This is a genomic window from Sandaracinobacter neustonicus, from assembly GCF_006385875.1.
GTDB lineage: Bacteria > Pseudomonadota > Alphaproteobacteria > Sphingomonadales > Sphingomonadaceae > Sandaracinobacteroides > Sandaracinobacteroides neustonicus.
On the sequence record NZ_VFSU01000026.1, the window covers coordinates 199,249 to 220,307 of the forward strand.

Annotated in this window: 18 protein-coding genes; 11 read left to right on the top strand and 7 right to left on the bottom strand. The window is 67.3% G+C overall.

Translation table 11 applies throughout. The annotated features are described in order from the left end of the window. The first annotated feature begins 49 nt into the window (after positions 1-49). Positions 50-1,114: a patatin-like phospholipase family protein gene (locus FJQ54_RS11320; protein ID WP_140928512.1), complete on the top strand. Its 1,065-nt coding sequence runs from the start codon at positions 50-52 to the stop codon at positions 1,112-1,114. A 541-nt stretch (positions 1,115-1,655) separates the two neighbouring features. On the opposite strand, the gene FJQ54_RS11325 is transcribed toward FJQ54_RS11320, so the two are convergent. From FJQ54_RS11325 to FJQ54_RS11340, 4 genes are all read right to left on the bottom strand, one after another. Then, a complete protein-coding gene (locus FJQ54_RS11325; protein WP_140928513.1) occupies positions 1,656-3,026 on the bottom strand; it encodes a M20/M25/M40 family metallo-hydrolase in 1,371 nt (456 codons plus the stop codon). 49 nt (positions 3,027-3,075) lie between these two features. Beyond that, on the bottom strand, positions 3,076-3,498 hold the full coding sequence (locus FJQ54_RS11330) for a hypothetical protein (protein WP_140928514.1): 423 nt from the start codon (positions 3,496-3,498) through the stop codon (positions 3,076-3,078). Between the two features lie 293 nt (positions 3,499-3,791). Beyond that, positions 3,792-7,370, bottom strand: a complete 3,579-nt coding sequence (gene mfd / locus FJQ54_RS11335) for a transcription-repair coupling factor (protein WP_140928515.1) — start codon at positions 7,368-7,370, stop codon at positions 3,792-3,794. Further along, on the bottom strand, positions 7,370-7,639 hold the full coding sequence (locus FJQ54_RS11340) for a succinate dehydrogenase assembly factor 2 (RefSeq protein WP_140928516.1): 270 nt from the start codon (positions 7,637-7,639) through the stop codon (positions 7,370-7,372). Before FJQ54_RS11340 ends, mfd begins: the two co-directional genes overlap by 1 nt. A gap of 72 nt (positions 7,640-7,711) precedes the next feature. On the opposite strand from FJQ54_RS11340, the gene recG reads away from it, so the two are divergent. Both recG and FJQ54_RS11350 read left to right on the top strand, forming a co-directional pair. After that, positions 7,712-9,784: an ATP-dependent DNA helicase RecG gene (gene recG, locus FJQ54_RS11345; RefSeq protein WP_140928517.1), complete on the top strand. Its 2,073-nt coding sequence runs from the start codon at positions 7,712-7,714 to the stop codon at positions 9,782-9,784. Positions 9,785-9,833: 49 nt separating this feature from the next. Beyond that, positions 9,834-10,355 carry a tetratricopeptide repeat protein gene (locus tag FJQ54_RS11350; RefSeq protein WP_140928518.1) on the top strand — a complete coding sequence of 174 codons (522 nt, stop codon included), beginning with the start codon at positions 9,834-9,836 and terminating at the stop codon, positions 10,353-10,355. 212 nt (positions 10,356-10,567) lie between these two features. Here FJQ54_RS11350 and tyrS read toward each other — a convergent pair whose 3' ends face one another. After that, the gene (gene tyrS / locus FJQ54_RS11355) at positions 10,568-11,782 is read right to left on the bottom strand and encodes a tyrosine--tRNA ligase (protein ID WP_140928519.1); all 1,215 of its coding nucleotides are present in this window, start codon (positions 11,780-11,782) and stop codon (positions 10,568-10,570) included. 25 nt (positions 11,783-11,807) lie between these two features. Here tyrS and FJQ54_RS11360 point away from each other — a divergent pair, with 25 nt between their 5' ends. Next, positions 11,808-12,905, top strand: a complete 1,098-nt coding sequence (locus FJQ54_RS11360) for an anhydro-N-acetylmuramic acid kinase (RefSeq protein ID WP_140928520.1) — start codon at positions 11,808-11,810, stop codon at positions 12,903-12,905. A 43-nt stretch (positions 12,906-12,948) separates the two neighbouring features. Here the strand turns inward: FJQ54_RS11360 and FJQ54_RS11365 are convergent, their stop codons facing one another. Together FJQ54_RS11365 and FJQ54_RS11370 are read right to left on the bottom strand one after the other, a co-directional pair. Continuing rightward, positions 12,949-13,287, bottom strand: coding sequence for a UrcA family protein (locus tag FJQ54_RS11365; RefSeq protein WP_181160115.1), 339 nt, complete (start codon positions 13,285-13,287; stop codon positions 12,949-12,951). A gap of 263 nt (positions 13,288-13,550) precedes the next feature. Further along, a complete protein-coding gene (locus FJQ54_RS11370; RefSeq protein ID WP_140928522.1) occupies positions 13,551-14,198 on the bottom strand; it encodes an alpha/beta hydrolase in 648 nt (215 codons plus the stop codon). Between the two features lie 85 nt (positions 14,199-14,283). Between FJQ54_RS11370 and FJQ54_RS11375 the strand changes: the two genes are divergently transcribed. The 7 genes from FJQ54_RS11375 (at position 14,284) to FJQ54_RS11405 (ending at position 21,059) form a co-directional block, all read left to right on the top strand. Then, positions 14,284-15,357: a cysteine desulfurase family protein gene (locus tag FJQ54_RS11375; protein WP_140928523.1), complete on the top strand. Its 1,074-nt coding sequence runs from the start codon at positions 14,284-14,286 to the stop codon at positions 15,355-15,357. Beyond that, positions 15,347-16,474, top strand: coding sequence for a cysteine desulfurase family protein (locus FJQ54_RS11380; RefSeq protein ID WP_235890415.1), 1,128 nt, complete (start codon positions 15,347-15,349; stop codon positions 16,472-16,474). The genes FJQ54_RS11375 and FJQ54_RS11380 overlap by 11 nt, the downstream gene beginning before the upstream one ends. Continuing rightward, the gene (locus FJQ54_RS11385) at positions 16,471-16,806 is read left to right on the top strand and encodes a 2Fe-2S iron-sulfur cluster-binding protein (RefSeq protein WP_140928524.1); all 336 of its coding nucleotides are present in this window, start codon (positions 16,471-16,473) and stop codon (positions 16,804-16,806) included. Before FJQ54_RS11380 ends, FJQ54_RS11385 begins: the two co-directional genes overlap by 4 nt. Before the next feature lie 412 nt (positions 16,807-17,218). Next, positions 17,219-18,670, top strand: a complete 1,452-nt coding sequence (locus tag FJQ54_RS11390; RefSeq protein WP_235890416.1) for an AMP nucleosidase — start codon at positions 17,219-17,221, stop codon at positions 18,668-18,670. Positions 18,671-18,757: 87 nt separating this feature from the next. Then, a complete protein-coding gene (locus tag FJQ54_RS11395) occupies positions 18,758-19,117 on the top strand; it encodes a hypothetical protein (RefSeq protein WP_140928526.1) in 360 nt (119 codons plus the stop codon). A gap of 161 nt (positions 19,118-19,278) precedes the next feature. After that, complete coding sequence (locus FJQ54_RS11400; RefSeq protein ID WP_140928527.1) at positions 19,279-20,070, top strand: 2-keto-4-pentenoate hydratase; 792 nt, start codon at positions 19,279-19,281, stop codon at positions 20,068-20,070. After that, complete coding sequence (locus FJQ54_RS11405) at positions 20,067-21,059, top strand: TRAP transporter substrate-binding protein (protein ID WP_140928528.1); 993 nt, start codon at positions 20,067-20,069, stop codon at positions 21,057-21,059. Before FJQ54_RS11400 ends, FJQ54_RS11405 begins: the two co-directional genes overlap by 4 nt.

Here is a 21,059-nt window from a genome sequence, read left to right on the forward strand (position 1 = left end):
TCATGCTGCACCTGCTAAACGCAATCGGGCAGTCAAAAAAGGGGGGCTTATGGCCGAAAAGCAGTCGCGTCCGATCAACCTTGCGCTTCAGGGCGGCGGCGCGCACGGGGCCTTCACATGGGGTGTGCTGGACAGGTTGCTGGAGGAACCGACGCTGGAATTCACCGCCGTTTCCGGCACCTCTGCCGGGGCGATGAACGCGGTGGTGATGGCCGAGGGGCTGCTGGAAGGCGGCAATGAACAGGCCCGCCTGCAACTGGAACAATTCTGGCTGGGCATCGCCGACGCGGCAGACCGGATGAACCCTTTCCGCAACTGGCCGCTCTACAAGATGATGGAGCCGGTGATCTTTGAAGCCTCCATGGCGGCGAGCCGGATGTTCAGCCCCTATGACGTCTCCGCCACAGACAATAACCCGCTGCGCGCGGCGCTGCTGGAACTGATCGATTTCGAGAAAGTGCGCCGCCAGCGCCGCATCAAGCTGTTCATCAACACCACCCATGTGGCAACCGGCGGCCTGCGCTGCTGGCGCGAGCATGAGCTGACGGTGGAAATGGTGCTGGCGTCCGCCTGCCTGCCCTCTTTGTTCCAGACGCCGATGATCCATGGCGAAGGCTATTGGGACGGCGGTTATGTCGCCAACCCCGCCATCGAACCGATGACCCGCGCGACCGACACGGACGATGTGCTGATCGTGCAGCTGAACCCCATCGTCCGCACCGAACTGCCGAAAAAGGCCGCCGACATCCTCGACCGCCTCTCTGAAATCAGCTTCAACGCCAGCCTGATCACGGAACTGCGCTTCATCGCCGAGCGCAACCGGCTGATCAACGCGGGCGAACTCTCCCCGGAACGGCACCGCAAGACGCATATGCACATGATCCACGGCGACAAGGCGCTGGACGAACTGCCGCCCGCCTCAAAACTGCTGGCAGACCGGCACTTCCTGCTGAGCCTGCGCGACAAAGGCCGCGAAGCCGCCAGCGAATGGATCGAACGCCACCTGAGCAAGGTGGGGGAGCGCTCCAGCTTCAACTACAACCGGCTGGTGAACCAACTGACGCAGGAAAGCGACGAACAGCCCGATCCGCGCGTGCTGCGGGAGGATGGGTAGGGGGCGGACAGGGCCTCCGGCGGCCTAGGGTTTTGCGCTTGGAACCCAGCCTGTGGCCTTTTTGCCTCCGGCGGGCAGGGAAATGATTTCCCTGCACCCTCAAAATTCACGTCGTGCCTGAACTCCAGCGTCGTACGGGTGATCAGATTCGATTGCCTGCGGCGCTACGCGTCTGTCTCTCCCCGTTGGGGAGAGAGGTGTAGAGAGTGGGGCAACGCCGGGCCTGATCCAACAACCTCCCTTTCCACCCGCTCAGCCTGAGCTTGTCGAAGGCCCTTGAGAAAACCTACAGACCTCCCCAGACCCACAACCGTCACCCCGAACTTGATCCGGGGTGACGTGCGGAGAGATCGGTGGGTAAGCTGAGGGGCCTTCGACAAGCTCAGGCTGAGCGGGTGGAGAGGTCAGTGGATCAGGCCCAGCGGAGATCCCCCGCCCCAACCCCTCCCCTGAAGAGGAGGGGCGAAAAGTCCGGGGGTGCAGGGGCGTCACGCCCCTGCCGGGTCTCGGGCAGAGCCCGAGCCGCCGGAGGCAGCCCCGCCTACTTCCCGCCCGCCAGCGCCTTCGCCAGCCGGTAATAATGATCCAGCCCGGCGTTGAATTCGCTCAGGGGCACCCGCTCGTCGATGCCGTGGTAATTATAGTTGCCGCCTTCGGTTTCGATCAGCGGGCCGACGCCGACGGTGGGCACCCCGGCGCTGCGGAAATAGAGGCCGTCGGTGGCGCCGGCCTCGATATAGGGGGTGATGCGGGTGCCGGGTGGCAGTTGCTTCGCCAGCGCGGCGCGCACTTCGAGCGGCAGGTCTGACAGCGGGCTTTCCAGCGGGTTGCCCAGCGGTTTGATCTCCAGCTTCTCATCGGCGGCGACGCGGGCCAGCGTGGCGCGGGTTTCGGCCACCGTTTCGCCGGGTAAGATACGGCAGTTCACCGTGGCGGTGGCGTCATTGGCCAGCGCATTTTCCACGATTCCGCCGCGCAACATGGTGGCGACACAGGTGGTGCGCAGTTCCGGGAAGGCAGCCGGATCGATGGCGGCGATGGCGTCGGCGGTTTGTTGCGAGGGGGCGGCGATGAAGGCGGACACCGCCTCTTTCATCGGGCCTTGCAGGCTGGGCAGCTGCGCCTGCAACCCCTGCACGATCACGGGGTTCCAGTGCGCCGGGAAGCGATAGGTTTCCAGCCGGGTCAGCACACGGGCCAGCTCGTAAACGGCATTGTCAGGCCGGGGGCGGGAGGAATGGCCGCCCGGATTGCGCGTGGTCAGTTCGAAGCTGGCATAGGTTTTTTCGCCCGCCTGAATGGCGTAGCTGGTGGAGCCGTCCTTGCCGTGGGAGCCGCCGCCCGCATCCGAATTCAGCGCATAGGCCGCGCCTTTCAGCCGCTGCGCGAGCGCGCGGGCGGAAATGCCATCCACTTCCTCGTCACCGGAAAAGGCAAGGATCAGGTCGCGATCCGGCACAAAGCCTTCACGCTTCAGCCGGATGAAGGCCTGCGCCTGAGTCAGCAGCCCATATTTGTTGTCCACAGTGCCCCGGCCATAGAGCGCGCCGTCACGCTCGGTCAGCGTATAGGGGTCGCTCGTCCATTGCTCGCGCTTCGCGTCCACCACGTCCATGTGCGACAGGAACAGGATCGGCGGCTTTTTGCTTTTGCCGCGCAGGGTGACGATCAGGCCGGGGTGGCCATCGGCGTTGACGATCTCGATATCAGCGGGCGCGAACCCCGCCTTGCGGAACTCGCCCGCGAGATAGTCCGTCAGCTGCCCCACCGCAGGCGTGCCCGCGACGGAGGGGTAGGAAACGATCTTCGCAAACATCTCCCGCGCCTCGGCCTGCACCCCGGCAGCGGGCAGGGCGTGGGCAGGAAGGGCGGTGAGCAGCAGGGCGAGGGCGGCGAGCAAGGGTGTTTTCATGCGCGTGATGGTGGACGGTCAGTGGCCAGTGGGCAAGAGGGAGCGCGGACTATCCTCTACGGCTGGCTGACGAGATCCGCTGATACGCCAGCCCCGAAAAATACCCGCCGATCACAATCAGGAAGAGCAAATCCGGCGGATTTGACGGGCCGCCCATCATGGCGTCGAAATCCGGCGCGTCCATTGCAGCCAACATCATCGACTTTCCAGTTTCGAGCAGGATGATGGCACCGGCCAGCATCCCCAGGTGCAGCATCCACGGGAAGCGCACCTGCTTCGCCTTTCGCCAGCACCATAGGGCCACCAGCGGCGGTCCGAAGGTGGCAATCAGCCAGCCTGCGATGCCCATCATCAGGGACGCAGGTGTCAAAGTTTCCAAATAATATTGGAAGATGGGCACCATGCTTCCCGCGCAGAGAAGCGTGACCAGCATGACTGCCGCCAACGCGAATTTATCGAAGCGGTTCATCATCGGGCGGCCCACTCTCCAAGTGCCGAAGAATAGAACAGGGGCTGCGATGAGTCAGGTGAAAAAGCTCTGGCGATTTCATTGCTTGCAAACCGGCATTGCCTGCCTCTTCTCTATTCCGCTCAGGCTGAGCTTGTCGAAGCCCCGGACGTGAAAGCACAATGTCTGAGCCGGGGGGCGCATGCTCCATGGGGCTTCGACAAGCTCAGCCTGAGCGGGGGAAAGAGGCAATGGTAAAGGCCGAAAGGCCGACGGGTTTGCAAATAACAGGATGACCAAAGCGGTTGCGCGCAGGCTCAGCGCCGCTTGCTCTTGAACACTCCCGGAATCGCGGGCCGCTGCACCGGCGCGGGCTTCACCGGCTCCGGCTTCGCCTCCACGCTGCGCAGGGCGGCCTGCGCCAGCCCGCGCGCCAGTGCCACGGCACCGGCCAGCCGGGCTTCGCCATTGCCGAAATCGCGGGCGAGGAACAGCTTCTGATCCGGCCGCAGTTTCGCCTGCCCTTTCAGCCGGTTGATCCACTCCACCAGACCCGCCGGGTTGGGGAAGATATCGTCCACGAAGGTGATGAGCGCGCCTTTCGGCCCCACCTCGATCTTCTGCACATGCGCCTTTTTTGCGGCGTTCCTTGCCTCCACGATCTTCAGCAGGTTGGCGGCGCCTTCGGGCAGCGGGCCGAAGCGGTCGATCATTTCGGCGGCGAAGGCCTCGATCCCGCCCTTGTCCCGCAGGTCCGCCGCGCGGCGATACAGCGCCATGCGCAGCGCCAGATCGGGCACATAATCTTCCGGGATCATCACCGGCGCGTCGACGGAAATGGTCGGCGAGGTTGGGTCTTCCGGCGGCCGCAGCCCGCGTGCCTCGGCCTTGGCGGCGACGATCGCGTCTTCCAGCATCGATTGATACAGCTCGAAGCCCACCTCGCGGATATGGCCGGATTGCTCGTCGCCCAGCAGATTGCCCGCGCCGCGCTGATCCAGATCGTGGCTGGCCAGTTCGAAACCCGCCCCCAGCGAATCCAGCGAAGCCAGCACCTGCAGCCGCTTTTCCGCCGCCGCCGTCAGCGTGCCGTCCGCCGCCGTCGTCAGCAGCGCATAGGCGCGGCGCTTGGCGCGCCCCACCCGGCCGCGCAGCTGATACAGCTGCGCCAGCCCGAACATGTCCGCCCGGTGGACGATCAGCGTGTTGGCGTTGGGAATGTCGATCCCGGATTCGACGATGGTGGTGGAAACCAGCACATCGAACCGCTGATCGGTGAAGGCCGTCATCCGGTCTTCGATCTCGCCCGCTGCCATCTGCCCGTGCGCCGTCACATAACGCACTTCGGGCACCTCCTCGCGCAGGAAGGCCTCGATGTCGGGCAGGTCGGAAATGCGCGGCACCACCAGGAAGCTTTGCCCGCCGCGATAATGTTCGCGCAGCAGCGCCTCGCGCACCACCACCGGGTCCCATGGTGAAACCGTGGTGCGCACCGCCAGCCGATCCACCGGCGGCGTGGCGATCACGGACAGTTCGCGGATGCCGGACAGCGCCATCTGCAAGGTGCGCGGAATGGGCGTCGCCGTCAGCGTCAGCACATGCACGTCGTGGCGCAGCGCCTTCAGCCGCTCCTTGTGGGTCACGCCGAAGCGCTGTTCTTCGTCCACGATCACGAGGCCCAGCCGCTTGAACTCCACCCCCTTGGCCAGAATGGCGTGGGTGCCCACCACGATATCGACGCTGCCGTCGGCCAGCCCTTCGCGCGTGGCCTTGGCCTCGGCGGCGGGCACGAGGCGGGAGAGCGCGCCCACCTTCAGCCCCGTTTCGGCGAAGCGGTCGCGGAAGGTCGCGGCATGCTGGCGCGCCAGCAGTGTGGTGGGGCACACCACCGCCACCTGCGATCCGTTGGAGGCCGCGACATAGGCCGCGCGCAGCGCCACCTCCGTCTTGCCGAAGCCAACGTCGCCGCAGATCAGCCGGTCCATCGGGCGGCCCCCGCCGAGGTCTTCGATCACGTCGGCTGTCGCCTTCAGCTGATCGTCCGTTTCGGCCCATGGGAATTTGTCGAGGAAGGCGGCATAGCCCTGCGCGTCCAGCTCGAAGGCGTCGGCTTCGCGGGTGGCGCGCAGCGCGGCGGTTTTCAGCAGCTCGTGCGCGATCTCGCGGATGCGCTCCTTCATGCGCGCCTTGCGCTGCTGCCAGCCTGTCCCGCCCAGCCTGTCGAGCGTCACACCCTCATTCTCGCTGCCATAGCGGGAGAGCACGTCGAGATTCTCGACCGGCACATAGAGCTTGTCGCCGCCGGCATATTCCAGCGCCACGGTATCGTGCGCGGCCCCGGACACGGTGATCGGCACCAGCCCCAGATAGCGGCCGATGCCATGATCCTGATGGACCACCAGCTCGCCCGCCTCCAGCGTCTGCAGGTCTTTCAGGAAAGCATCGGCTTTCCGCGCGGAGCGGCGGCGCACCAGCCGGTCACCCAGCATGTCCTGCTCGGTCCAGATTTCCGCGTCTGCGTGGCGGAAGCCGCTGTCCAGCCCCAGCACCACCATCGGCACCGCGCCGTTGGCGGCAGCGCCCAGCGCGGCCTGCCAGCCCGCCGCCGGGAGCAGCGATTGCGCCCCCTGTTCCTTCAGCAAGCCGCCCAGCCGTTCGCGCGAGCCTTCGGAGTAAGCCGCAAGGATCGGCCTGCGCCCCTCGGCCGCCACGGCACCCAGCCGCTCGGCGATCGCCTTGTACACCGGCACGCCACCGGCCGCCGCCGCCACCCGCGCGGGTGCGAAATCCACCGGCGGCAGCCCGCCCAGATCCAGCCCGTCTTCGCCGGGCAGCGCGCTCGTCTGATGCGCGGCGGCGATATGCGCGGCCCATTCGTCGCGGCCCAGATACAAGGCCTCGGGCGGTAGCGGCCGATACAGCGCCGCGCCCAGCTTCGTCTTGCCTTTCAGCGGCGTTTTCAGCGCCTCCACCCGGTTCTGGTGGTAATCGGCGATGGCTTCGAAGCGCGCGTCGGCAGCGGCCGCCAGCCCGCTGTCGGCCACGATGATGTCGCCCTCGGCCAACCAGTCCCACAGGGTCACCAGCCCCGGCTCGAACAGCGGCAGGAAATGATCGAGGCCCGCCGCTCGCCGCCCCTCGCTCGCCGCCTGATACAGCGGATCGGAGGTCGCCGCCGCGCCGAACCGTTCCAGCCAGCCCGCGCGGAAGGCCTTGATGCGCGCGTCGTCCAGCAACAGTTCGGAAACCGGCAACAGGGTGAAGCCCGGCGATTTGCCGGTGGTCAGCTGGGTCAGCGGATCGATCAGCCGGATCGCGTCCACTTCGTCGCCGAAGAAATCCAGCCGCACGCCACTGCCGAGGCCGGGCGGCACGATATCCACCAAGCCACCGCGCACCGCGAAATCGCCCGCGTCGGCCACGCTGTCCACCCGCGTATAGCCCGCGCGCAGCAGCGTCTGCACCAGCGCATCCCGGCCGATGCGCGTGCCCTGCTCGATCCGCAGCGTCGCGCCCGCGATCACCTCTTTGGGCAGCAGCCGCTGGCTCGCGGCGCTCACCGTCGTTACCAGCAGTTCCGGCCCGGTGGGCGCATTCGCCAGCGCGGCCAGCCCCGCCAGCCGCTCCGCCAGATTGCGCTGGCCGGGGCTGGCGCGATCATAGGGCAGGCAATCCCAGCCCGGCAGCCAGATCGGCGTCACATCGGGCGCGAAAAAGGGCGCGGCCTCCACCACGGCGCGGCCCGCCGCTTCGTCGGCGGCGATCAGCACGGCACGACGTCCATCCAGCCCGGCTGCGCGCGCGAGGCCCGCCATTAACAGCGGCAGCAGCCCGGCGGGTGTGCCCGTCAGCCTGAGCGGCCGCGAACTGCCCGCGATCTGCTCGATGGGCAGCATCAGCGCGGCACCAGCTTCAGATAATCCTTGGCCATCAGCCGCTGCATCCACGGCCCGGCCAGATGCGCAGGCACCTCGGCCGCGCCGAAGGCCCATGCCAAAATGTCCACATCCTGCTCTTCCAGCAGCGCTTCCAGCCACACGCGCCCGTCCGCGTCCATCTCGTCCACCCAGCGTTCGGCGAAGCCGCCCACCAACATGTCGGCTTCCTTGATGCCGCGATGAGTCGCCCGCCACAGGGTGCGCTTGCGCCAGGCTTCTGCATCCATCGCCGTCTCCAATGCCGAAATGGCAGCCTCGCAGATTTGCGGGCCGCCTGAAGGGTTGCTACCCGCCTAACGATGCGCCCGGATCGGCTCAACCCCCTGTTTGCCGAGACGGCCTCGCTGCCCGGCGTTGGCCCCGCCGCCGTGCGCGCGTTGGAACGGCTGGAGATCCGCCGCACGCGCGACCTGCTGTTCCACTTCCCCGTCGGCTGGCGGGAGACCCGATTCGCCCCCAGCCTCGCCGGCGTGACAGAGGGGGAGCGAATCAGCATCGCCGTCCGCATCCTCTCGCACGAGCCGTCGCGCGGGCGCGGCCCGTTGCGCATCATCGCCGATGACGCCTCGGGAATCGGCCTGCTGCTGGCCTTCTTCGGCCCCAAATCGCACGGCCTCGCCGCCCGATTCCCCATCGGCGCGGAGCTGACGGTGGCCGGGCGGCTGGAGCTTTGGAACGGCCGCTTCCAGATCATCCACCCGGAACTCCGCAAGGCCGACACGCCGGACACCGAACCCGTTTATGCCCTGACGGAGGGGATGACCTCGCGGCGGATCGCCGGGCTGGTGCAGGCCGCGCTGCCGAAAATCCCGCAGCTGGACGAATGGATCGAGCCGGGCCTGCTGAGCAAACGCGGCTGGCCCGGCTTTGCAGCGGCGCTGACACAGGTGCACAGCACGCCGGGAAGCGAGGGCGCGCGGGACAGGCTGGCCTATGACGAACTGCTCGCCACCCAACTGGCATGGGCGCTGGTGCGCGCCCGCCGCCGCCGCCAGCGCGGTCAGCCGCTGCAAGGCAACGGGCGGCTGACGGAGGCGCTGCTGGCGCAGCTGCCATGGGCGCTGACGGGCGCACAGCGCCACGCCGTGTCCGAAATCGCAGGCGACATGGCCACGCCTCACGCCATGCTGCGGCTGCTGCAAGGCGATGTCGGCTCGGGCAAAACGCTGGTGGCGCTGCTGGCGCTGCTGATCGCGGTGGAGGCAGGCGCGCAGGGCGCGTTCCTTGCCCCCACGGATCTGCTGGCGCGCCAGCATCACGCCACGCTGCAAAAGCTGCTGGGCAACCTGCCCGTCCGCCTCGGATTCCTCTCCGGCCGGGAAAAGGGCAAGGCGCGCGAGGCCGTGCTGGCGGCGCTGGCGGCGGGCGAGATCGACATCCTCGTCGGCACCCACGCCATTTTCTCCGGCAGCGTGCAATATCACCGGCTCGGCCTTGCGGTGGTGGATGAACAGCATCGCTTCGGCGTGGCGCAGCGGCTGATGCTGGCGGAAAAGGCCGATGTGCCGCCACATCTGGTGGTCATGACGGCCACACCCATCCCGCGCACGCTGGCGCTGGCGCAATTCGGCGAAATGGACGTGTCGAAGCTGGATGAGCGCCCCCCCGGCCGCCAGCCGGTGGAAACCCGCATCATGTCGCTGCCCCGGCTGGATGAAGTGCTGGACGGCCTCGCCCGCCACATTGCCACCGGCGCGCAGGCTTATTGGGTCTGCCCGTTGCTGGATGCCGGCGCAGACGAGGAAACCGTTGCCGATCCGGACGCAGCCGCCCCGGCCGTCGCCCGCGCCGCAGCGCTCCGCCAGCGCTTCGGCGACAAGGTGGCGCTGGTGCACGGCAAGCTGCAAGGTGCCGCGCGGGACAGGGAAATGGCTCGCTTTCAGCAGGGCGAAGCCGCCATCCTCGTCGCCACCACGGTGATCGAAGTGGGGGTGGACGTGCCCAACGCCAGCCTGATGGTGATCGAGGGCGCGGAACGCTTCGGCCTCGCCCAGTTGCACCAGCTGCGCGGCCGGGTGGGGCGCGGCACCGCCCGCTCCGTCTGCCTGCTGCTGCGCGGCGACAATCTGTCCGAAACCGCGAAGGAACGGCTGCGGATGATGCGCAGCACGGATGACGGCTTCGCCATCGCCGAAGCAGACCTCCGCCTGCGCGGCGCAGGCGAGCTGCTGGGCACCCGCCAGTCCGGCGAACAGGGCTTCGGCATCGCCACCCCCGAACAGGTCGCCCGCCTGCTGCAAACCGCGCACGACGACGCCCGGCTGCTGATCGAACGCGACGGCGGCCTCACCGGGCCACGCGGCGAAGCGGCGCGAAACCTGCTCTACCTGTTCGAAAAAGACGCCGCCGTTGCGACATTGCGTGGCGGTTAAGCGACAGCGCGTCCTTGGAAATGTCACAGTGTTGCGTTAACTCGGCGGCATGACTGACAGGAAATCCCGGGCCGCCGTTGTTTTGGCCGGCCTGCTTGCCCTCTCCCCGATCATCCCGGCCAGCGCCGCGATGGGTCCGCCGCAACGCCCGGGGCAACCCGCGACGCAAGCGCTTGAGGACCTGCCCACCAACACCCTGCTCAGCCGGGGCGTGGCCGCCTTCAAAGCCGCCGATTACGCCACCGCACGCGACCATTTCCGCATCCTCGCCCAGCGCGAAAATCCCACGGCGGAAACCCTGCTGGGCACCATGACCGCCAAGGGACAAGGCGCAGCCAAAGACGACGCCATCGCCGCCGCATGGTATCTGCGCGCCGCCCGCCGCGGCTACGCCCCCGCCCAACTCGCACTGGCAGACGCCTTCGCCAGAGGCCGGGGCGTGCCGCAGGACACCGCCCGCGCCCACACACTGGCCAAAGCCGCAGCCTCCCAAGGCCTGCCCGGCGCCGCCCAACTCGCCAGCCGACTGGGGCCGGAACGCTACGCGATGCTGGCTGGCGGGCGACCCTGAGACGGTAGAGGCAGGGGCTCTGCCCCTGCACCCCGCAAGGGGCGTGACGCCCCTTGACCCCCGAAGTTTTGGGAAGAGGCCCCCATTGCAGGGCAGTGCAGCCCGCACGTCGCTGCTCGGGGGCCTCTTCCCAAAACTTATGGAGGTGCAGGAGGGTCACCCTCCTGCTGGGGGTGCAGGGGGCAAAGCCCCCTGCCTCCAACGCCTCCGCGTCACCCCGCCGTCAGCAGCGCGTGGCGTTTCTTGCCCAGGCTCAGCTTGGCGGGGGCGGTGATGGGTTGGGTTGGGTCGGTGGCGGGTTCGCCGTCGATGCGGACTGCGTTTTCGCCGATTTTGCGCCGGGCTTCGCCTTTGGATGCGGCGAGGCCGGTCAGCACCAGGGCGTCGATCAGCGGCGTGGGGTCGCTGATGGCGAAGCTGGGCAGGGCTTCGCCGGCACCACCTTCGGCGAAGGTGGCGCGCGCGGTGGCTTCCGCTGCGGCGGCGGCGTCCGCGCCGCGGCAGAGCGTGGTGGCGGCGTTGGCGAGCGCGATCTTGGCGTCGTTGATGTCCGCGCCTTGCAGCGATTCCAGCCGCGCGATCTCGTCGTCGGGCATGTCGGTGAACAGGCGCAGGAACTTGCCGACGTCGCGGTCATCGACGTTGCGCCAATATTGCCAATAGTCCCAATCGGGCAGCTGTTCGCGGTTCAGCCAGACGGCGCCGCCCGCTGTTTTGCCCATTTTGGAGCCGTCGGCGTTGGTGATGAGCGGGGTGGTGAGGCCGTACAGCTCCGCGCCGGAGACGCGGCGGCCGAGGTCGATCCCTTGGGTGATGTTTCCCCATTGGTCCGATCCACCCATCTGCATCACGCAGGCATAACGGCGGTTCAGCTCGACGAAGTCGTAGCTTTGCAGGACCATGTAGTTGAATTCGATGAAACTCAGCGGCTGATCGCGTTCCAGCCGCAGCCGCACCGAATCCATGGTCAGCATGCGGTTCACGCTGAAATGGCGGCCGTAATCGCGCAGGAAGTCGATGTAGTTCAGCTGTTCCAGCCACTCGGCATTGTCGGCCATGATCGCGTCGGAGGGGCCGTCGCCGAAGGTCAGGAAGCGTTCGAACACGCGTTTGATGCTGGCCTTGTTGGCGTCGATGGTGGCCTGATCCAGCATCTGCCGCTGGGTGTCCTTCCCGGAAGGATCGCCCACCTTGGTGGTGCCGCCGCCCATCAGCGCGATGGGCTTGCCGCCATGCTGCTGCAACCGGCGCAGCATCATGATCGACATCAGGTGGCCGATGTGCAGCGAAGGGCCGGTCAGATCGAAGCCGACATAGGCCGTCAGGCCGGGCTTTAGCGCGCGCGCGTCGATGGCGGCGGCGTCCGTCAACTGGTGGATGTAGCCCCGGCGCTCCAGGGTCTGCAGATATTCGCTCTTGTAGCTCATGGCAGTGCCGCTCTAGGCGCAAAGCATGGCGTCTGAAAAGCATATCGTCATCGGTTTGATGTCCGGCACTTCGGTGGACGCGGTCGACGCCGCCCTGATCGAGACCGACGGGGAAGGGCATGTGCGCGGGATTTCAGCGCATGACCGGCCCTACACGGATGCTGAGCGGGCGCTGATCCGCCGCGCCGCCGCCCGCGCGCTGGAGCTTCCTGCCCCGGCCGCAGACCCGCTGATCGCGGAAGCCGAACAACTGCTGACACAGGCCCATACCGAAGCCGTGCTGGCGCTGCCGGGGCAGGAACAGGCGACGCTGATCGGCTTCCACGGCCAGACGGTGGCGCACCGGCCGCCCAGTTCGGGTCATCCGAACCCCTTCACATGGCAGATCGGCGACGCCGCGTTGCTGGCGCGCCGCACCGGGCGGCCGGTGGTGCATGATTTCCGCAGCGCGGACGTGGCGGCGGGCGGGGAAGGCGCGCCGCTCGCACCGGGCTATCACCGGGCGCTGGCCTCCAACGTGGAGCGGCCGGTGGGAATATTGAACCTCGGCGGGGTGGGCAACCTCACATGGTTCGATGAGGCAGGCGGCTGGGGCGCGTTCGACACCGGCCCGGCCAACGGCCTGATCGACGATTGGGTTCAGCAGCACACAGGCGCGCGCTATGATGCGGGCGGGGCGCTGGCGGCCTCCGGCCGGGTAGATGAAATCGCGCTGGCCGCGCTTGCGGGCGGCATCGGCCCGGAGGGCAGCCCCCGCTCGTTCGACCGCGCCGATTTCTCCGTCGAAGCGGTCAGCGCGCTGTCGGCCGCAGACGGCGCGGCGACGCTGACGGCCTTCACGGCGGAGAGCATTGCCCGCACGCTCCGCCCGCTACCGGTGCGGATGAAGAAGTTGCTGGTAACGGGCGGCGGGCGGCACAACCCCACGCTGATGCGCATGATCGCCGCGCGCACCGGCATCCCCGCCGAACCGGTGGAAACGCAAGGCTGGCACGGCGACGCGCTGGAAGCACAGGCCTTCGGCTGGCTGGCGGTGCGGCATTTGAAGGGACTGCCGCTCAGCTGGCCGGAAACCACCGGAGTTCCAGCCCCCACGCCGGGCGGGCGGCTGGCCCGGCCCTGAGGCAGCGGCTCCGGGGGCGGTCTGCCCCCGGGCCACTGGCAACTCAGTTGCTGGCAAACGCCGCCTTGCGGGCGCGGCTCGACTGGATCGCGCTGGCGATCTGGGCGTCGAACTGGGCGGCGGTTTCGGCTTCGCAGCGCTCGCGCTCTGCGCGGACTGCGCTGGATTCCAGCGCCGGATTGGTGGCGCAGATGGATTTGGCGGCGCGGACAAGGCGGCGCTCCAGCTGGGCGCGGCCGTCGGCGCTTTCCAGATTCAGGTCGGAATAGCTCACGCTGCGCACGCCGGGCACGCCGCTCGAATCCGCCGCTGCGGCAGGGGCTGCCAGCGCGGCGGCCGCGACAAGTCCAAGGGTGGCGATCAGGCTGCTGTTGACGATCATGGCAAAAATTCTCCCTCGATATCCGTTCGGAAGGACTGTGCCGGGCCGTGCGCAACTGGCCGGACCGGCGTTTCCGATCGAGAGAAAAGCTATGCTCATGTCAGAAATGTGTCAACGCACTGTCATAAAACTTTAACTAAAATCGTTATACTTAATTCCCCAGATTCGAACTTGTCATTCGAGTTGAGCGCAACTCACTGAAACCAAAGAAAAAGGCCCCGGCTTTCGCCGAGGCCTTTGATCGTTCCGCCCGGTGGGCGATGTCATTTTCCAGACATCAGCCTGCGGTCCAGATAGGTTTCCACCGTCCCCATCATCTCGTCCATCTCGTGCGCGAAATGATGGTTGGCACCTTCGATCTTTTCGTAATCGATGGTGATGTGTTTCTGCGTCTTCAGCTTGTCCACCAGCTTTTGCACGGCGGGTTCCGTCACCACCTCGTCATGCGTGCCCGCCACGATCACGCCGGATGAGGGGCAGGGGGCCAGGAAGCCGAAATCATACAGGTTGGCGGGCGGCGCGATGGAGATAAAGCCCTTCACCTCCGGCCGCCGCATCAGCAATTGCATGCCGATCCACGCGCCGAAGCTGTACCCCGCAACCCATGTGCCCGAGGATTCCGGGTTGATCGCCTGCAGCCAGTCCAGCGCGGAGGCGGCGTCAGACAGTTCGCCCACGCCATTGTCGAACACGCCTTCCGAGCGGCCGACACCGCGGAAGTTGAAGCGCAGCGTCGCAAACCCGCGCTTCACGAACATCTGGTACAGCGCCAGCGTGATCGGGTTGTTCATGGTGCCGCCGGCCTGCGGGTGCGGGTGCAGCACGATCGCCACAGGCGGGCGGGGCTTTCCGGCAGGCTGGTAACGCCCCTGCAACCGGCCTTCCGGCCCTGGAAAAATCACTTCCGGCACATTTGTTCCTTGAAGATCTGGGCGTCGAGCATAGCTTCCGACAAAGGCGGGCTATAAGGAAGCGGGCAAGGAAAATGCAAGCTTCATGAACGAACCCGCCTATCTTGACTGGGCCGCCACTGCCCCGATGCGCGCCGAAGCCGCCGCCGCCATGGCCGATGCGGCGGCGCGGCTGATGAGCGGCGAGTGGGCGAACCCCTCCGCCGTGCATGGCCCCGGCCGCGCCGCGCGCCGCGCGCTGAACGCCGCGCGGGACCGCATCGCCGCCTTCTTCCGCGTGCCTGCCGACAGCCTGATCTTCACCAGCGGCGGCACCGAGGCGCTTGCGCTGGCGCTGAACGGTGCGGACGCGACCGCACGGCTGGTGGGGGCGACGGAACATCCGGCCGTGCTGGAAGCCGCGCCTGCCGCGCCTCGCATCCCGGTCGACGGGCGGGGATTGGCGCAATTGCCAGAAATTCCGGCGCGCGCGCTGGTCGCCATCCAGCACGCCAACAACGAAACCGGCGTGGTGCAGGACATGGCCTCCATCACCGCCGCCGTGCATGGTGCAGGGGCGCGGCTGCTGGCCGATTGCGTCCAATCCGCCGGGAAGCTGCCCATCCCGCCCGCCGATTTCGTCGCCATCTCCGCGCACAAGCTGGGCGGGCCGATGGGCGTGGGCGCGCTGATCGTGCGCTGCAAGGATGATTTTCATGGCCAGCAGAAGGGCGGCGGGCAGGAACAGGGCTGGCGCGGCGGCACGGAGAATCTGCTCGGCATCCTCGGCTGGGCCGCCGCGCTGGACGCGTGGGACGCCAATTTCCCCGCCCGCGCCGCTGCGCTGCAATCCCTGCTGGAGCGCGAGGCCTTGGCTCTCGGTGCCCGGGTGAATGGCGCGGGCGCGCCGCGCCTGCCCACCATTACCAGCCTGCACCTGCCCGGTGTGCCCGCCGCCACCCAGTTGATGCAGCTGGACATGGCCGGGATCGCCGTGTCGCAAGGCTCCGCCTGCTCCTCCGGCACGCTGAAAGCCTCGCCCGTGTTGCAGGCGATGGGGCTGGCGGAAGCCGCCGGGCAATCGCTGCGCATCTCCACCGGCTGGGCGACGACAGAGGCGGATATCGTCCGCTTCCTCGCCGCTTACGCCCCGCTCGCCCGGCGCGCGAATGCTGCCTGACATCCTCGATCTGGACGCGCAGGCGACCAGCCCGCTCCGCCCCGAGGCGCTCGCCGCCATGCTGCCATGGCTGGAGGGGCGGCACTGGAACCCGCACTCCGCCCATCGCGGCGGGCGGCTGGCGAAGGCGGCGCTGGAAACCGGGCGCGCTCGCGTCGCCGCCCGGCTGGGCCGCCCACCCAAGGGCCTGATCTTCACCTCGGGCGCGACCGAATCCAACAATCTGGCGCTGAAGGGCGTGATGGAACTGGCGCCGGACCAGCGCCTGCTCACCTTCGCCACCGAGCATAGCTGCGTGCTGGAATCCGCCCGCCACCTCGAACGGCTGGGCGTCGCTATCACCATTCTGCCCGTGCAGCCGGACGGGCTGCCGGATCGCGCCGCCTATGCCGCCGCGCTGGCGGCGGGAGATGTGGCGTTGGTGTCGGCCATGTGGGTGAACAATGAAGTCGGCAGCATCTGGCCCATCGCCGAGCTGGCCAGCGAAGCCCATGCCGCAGGTGCGCTGTTCCACACCGATGCCGCACAGGCGTTCGGCAAGCTGGAACTCTCCGCCGCCGATGTCGACCTGATCTCCCTCTCCGCGCACAAGATCGGCGGCCCCAAGGGCATCGGCGCGCTGTGGGTGAAACCGGGCACCCCTCTCGCGCCGCTGCTGGATGGCGGCGGGCAGGAATCCGGCTTGCGTTCCGGCACCCAGTCCCCCGCGCTCGCGGCAGGCTTCGCCGCCGCCGCAGACCTCGCCGATCCCGCCATAAACCTGCCCGCCGCCCATGCGCTGATGGACATCGCTCTCGCGGCCCTCGCCGAGGTTCCGCACAGCATCAACGGCCCCGATCCGCTGGGGGCGAATCGCTGGCCCGGCAACCTTTCCGTGACATTCTCTGGAATCGACGCCTCGCGGCTGATCTCCGCTCTCCCGAACATCGCGCTGTCCTCCGGCTCGGCCTGCTCCTCCGGCTCGGGCAAATCCTCCCATGTGCTCGCCGCGCTGGGCCTGCCCACACCCCGCGCCCGCCAGACATTGCGCCTTGGCTGGCAACCGTCCACCCCACCCGCTATGCTGACAGAGGCCATCCACCGGATCGCGGCCGCCGCGAAAGGCCTGCAACGATGACGCATGTGCGCTTCCTCACCGCAAACGGCGCGCTCGCCGCCGAAGCGGACGCCCCCCCCGGCACAGGGCTGCTGGCGCTGGCCCAGTCGCTCGGCCTGCCGCTGGAAGGCACCTGCGAAGGCGCGATGGCCTGCTCCACCTGCCACGTCATCCTGCCGCCGGAGCTGTTCCGCACCCTGCCGCCGCCCGGCGACCATGAAGAAGATATGCTGGACTTCACCGCCCATGTCACAGCCACCAGCCGCCTCGCCTGCCAGATCCTGATTCCCGCCGAACCCGCCGAGATCAACATCCATTTGCCGCCGGGGCATCAGGATATGCGCGGGCGGTAGGGGGGGGGAGGGTTTTTTGCCTCCGGCGGCCAAGGGCTTTGCCCTTGGAACCCAGCAGGGAAATGATTTCCCTGCACCCTCTAAGTTGGCGTTGCGGCTCAGCTACAACGACGTGCGAGTAATCAATTTCGATTGCCTGCGGCGCTCCGGAGCACTTTCCCCCGCAAGGGGGAGAGATGGAGAGGGGGTGTCACCGGTTGGCCAAATCCACCAACCTTCCCACCACCCACAACGTCACCCCGGACTTGATCCGGGGTCCAGCTGTTCTTCGGAAACGTTGCGGGTGGAAAGCTGGACCCGGGATCAAGTCCGGGGTGACGCCGAGGATGCCTACACCCCACCCCCTGCCATCATCCCGCAACCTGCCCCCTCTAGCCTCACGCCCGTCTCGGTGGCATAGGGGGGGATGACAATGCACAAAGAAGAAGCAGGGCGGCTGGTGGATGAACTGGCCGCGATTCACGAAAAATCCGTTGAAAATCTGAGGAGCCGGCTGAAGCTCTTTCTGGAAGGTGGTGCACCGCCGTCCGCCGAGGAGCGGGCAGCAGGCCTTTTCGCCTATCCCGAACTCGTGCTGGACTGGTCGGCCCAGGAAGGCGTGCCCCGGTTCAGCCGCGCCTTCGCCCGGCTGGTGGCCCCCGGCCGCTATGCCGTCACCATCACCCACCCCAACTGGTTCCGCCGTTATCTGGTGGAGCAGATGGCGCTGCTGCTGCGCGATTATGATGTGAAGATCATGGTTCGGGCCTCCTCGGTGGAAATCCCCTTCCCCTATGTTCTGGATGGCGCGACCGGGCTGGTGCTGGACGCGACCGCCGCCAAGGAACTGGCGCGGCATTTCCCCACCACCGAGCTGAAGCATATCGGCGACGAACTGGTGGATGGCCTGTGGGATCAGGACCCGGCAGAGCCGCGCCCGCTGGCGCTGTTCGACGGGCCGCGCACCGATTTTTCTCTGGCGCGGCTGAAGCATTACACCGGCGCGCCCGCGCATCACACGCAGAACCATATCCTGTTCACCAACTATCACCGCTATGTGGATGAATTCATCCGCTGGGCCTGTGCGGAACTGAAAAAGCCGGACAGCCGCTACACCCACCTCAGCTGTTCCGGCGGGGCGCTGCTGGATGCTGCCAACGCCTCCCCCGAAGCCGCGCAGGGTGACGGCAGCTGGCGCAAGCACCAGATGCCCGCATGGCATTTGATGGCGGCAGACGGCGCGGGCGTCAGCCTTGTGAACATCGGTGTGGGGCCGAGCAACGCCAAGACCATCACCGATCATCTGGCCGTGCTCAGGCCGCAGGCGTGGCTGATGATCGGCCATTGCGGCGGCCTGCGCCCCAGCCAGACCATCGGCGATTATGTGCTGGCGCACGCCTATCTTCGCGACGATCATGTGCTGGACGATATGCTGCCGCCGGAAATTCCCATCCCCGCCATCGCCGAGGTGCAACTCGCGCTGTCCGCCGCCGCCCGGCAGGTGACAGGGCTGGATTCCGAGGAGCTGAAGCCGCGTCTGCGCACCGGCACGGTGGTGACGACGGACGACCGCAACTGGGAACTGCGCTTCGGCCTGAGCAGCCGCCGCTTCAACCAGAGCCGGGCGGTGGCGGTGGACATGGAAAGCGCGACGATCGCCGCGCAGGGCTATCGCTTCCGGGTTCCGTACGGGACGCTGCTGTGCGTGTCTGACAAGCCGCTGCATGGCGAAATCAAGCTGCCCGGGCAGGCGAACCGCTTTTACGAAGGGGCGATTTCCGAGCATTTGCAGATCGGCATCGTGGCGGTGGAGATGCTGCGGGCTGAAGGCGGGCGGGTGCATAGCCGGAAGCTGCGGGCGTTTGACGAGCCGCCCTTCAGGTAGCGGTTCTGGTCTGCAGTCTGCGCCTCTCGTCAGGCCGAATCCGTTCGGCTACTGTCATGCTGGGTAGTTCATTCGTGGGGGAATAGCATGTTCGACCTCATCGGCCTGAACGGGGAAAAATTACTCGTCGCCGCGAAAAGCATATATCGCCTTCGCCCCACCACGCCGCATGCCGGGCAGGACGTGACGATGGTGGAATATGGCGGCGGCTACGTGTTCACGCTGGAGCCGATGGGGAGTATTCTTGCCCGGATCGGGGCGGACTCGACATTTGTTCGTTTCAGTACCCGTTCCGGCAAGCCCGTCTATCTGAACAGGGCGGCCATCAGCCGGGTTCGGGTTTCGCTGCCGGTGAACGGTGAGGGAACCGAGATCGTGGTGGCAGGCCGATACCAGCATGTCACGGAGCCGTTGGCGATTGTCGAGGCGCTGCTGAATACACAATAGGCTGGGGTTCGTCGGGCGGGCCTGCTGCAGGCCGTGCGAATATGCAGTTTTGATGTCCTATTGACACCGGTTACCAAACCTCCGATGCTTCCATGAAAGAGACGGGGAGGTTTCGTGATCAAGACATTGCGCATTGCACAGGTGTGCAAGGTGACACGCTGATGGCCGATGCGCCTGCCCGCGATCTGCGTGCTGCCGCCTTCGTCGCCGCGCGGCGCGGCGCGCAGGCGTTGCCCGTCTACCCCGGCGCCTATCCCGCCACGGAGGCGGAGGCCTATGCCGTTCAGGCCGATGCCATCGCGCTGTGGCCGGACAGTGTCGCGGGCTGGAAGGTGGGGCTGATCCAGCCGCCGTTTGCCGCAGCGCTGGGCCGATCCCGCCTGTTCGGGCCGATCTTTGCGCGCCATGTGGTGGTCGCCGGGGAAGGGCCATCGGCTTTTCCCTGCATTCCGAACGGCTTCGCCGCCGTGGAAGCGGAATATGTGCTGCAACTGGGCGCGGATGTGCCGCCGTCCGAAGGCTGGACGGCGGACCGCGCCGCGCCGCTGGTGTCGGCCGTGCACATCGGCGTCGAGTTCGCGGGCAGCCCCTTCCCGGGCATCAACGATCATGGCCCGCTCGTCACCATTTCCGATTTCGGCAACAATGCCGGGCTGGTGCTCGGCCCGCCGCTGGCCGGGCTGGCGGCGCTGGAGGGGCATCGCTGCGCCATGTGGATCGACGGGGAGAAGATTGCCGACGGTGGGGCGCACACCATTCCCGGCGGGCCGCTCGGCTCTTTGGTGGAATTGCTGAACCACAATGGGCGGATGGGCGGCACGCTGCCCGCCGGAACGCTGGTGTCCACCGGTGCTGCCACCGGTGTCCACGCGGTGCGGATCGGCCAGTCCGCCGTTGCCGATTTCGGTGCGGATGGGCGCATCGCCATGGCCATGCAGGAGGCTTCGGCATGAGCCGCACGGTCACGCGCCGCGCCTTGCTTGGCTCCGGCATCGCCGCCACTGCTGCCCTTGCCGCGCCACATGCCGCGGATGCCGCGATCCGGCTGGATGCGGTGGATGTGCACCCGCCCGGCTATCCCACGGTGGAGGCGGTGAAATGGATGGGCGAGGAGTTGGCGCGCGAAAGCGGCGGCCGCATCCGCATCCGGCAATTCCCCTCCGGCCAGCTGGGGGCGGAAGATGATACGCTGGGCTTTGCCCGCTATCATGCGATCCACTTCTGCCGGGTGGCGGTGGCGGCGCTGAACAACCCCTTCCCGGAAACCCGTGCGCTGGCGCTGCCCTATGTGTTCCGCTCCACGGATCATATGCGCCGGGTGGTGGATGGCCCTGTCGGCACCGGGCTGCTGAACGTGTTTGAGCGGCGCGGGCTGGTCGGCCTTGCCTATTATGACGCCGCGCCGCGCAGCTTTTACAACATCCGTGGTCCCATCGAGACTCCGGCCGATCTGGCCGGGCTGAAGATCCGCAGCCCGCTGTCTGACATGGTGCTGGAAACGCTGGCGGCGATGGGGGCGAACCCCACGCCGCTGTCGTTCGGGGGGGTGTTTTCCGCGCTGGAAACGCATCTGATCGACGGCGCGGAGAACAATCTGCCCAGCTTCGAAAGCAGCCGCCATTTCGAAACCGCGCGCTTCTGGTCTGAAACGGAGCATAGCTTTAGCCCGGATGCGTTGCTGATGTCGAAAAGCGCGTTCGATGCGCTGACGCCCGCCGACCGGGAACTGGTGAAGGATGTCGCCCGCCGCTCCGTGCAGGTGATGCGGCAGGGCTGGGACGCGCGCGTGGCAGAGGCGCGGCGGATCGTGCTGGCGGCGGGTGTGGCGATCAACCGCCCCGATCCCGCGCCGTTTGCCGCCGCCGTGGAGCCGGTGGTGCGGCGCTACATCGCCGACCCGGTGCTGGGTGATTTGTACAACCGAATCCGGACGGAGGGCTGA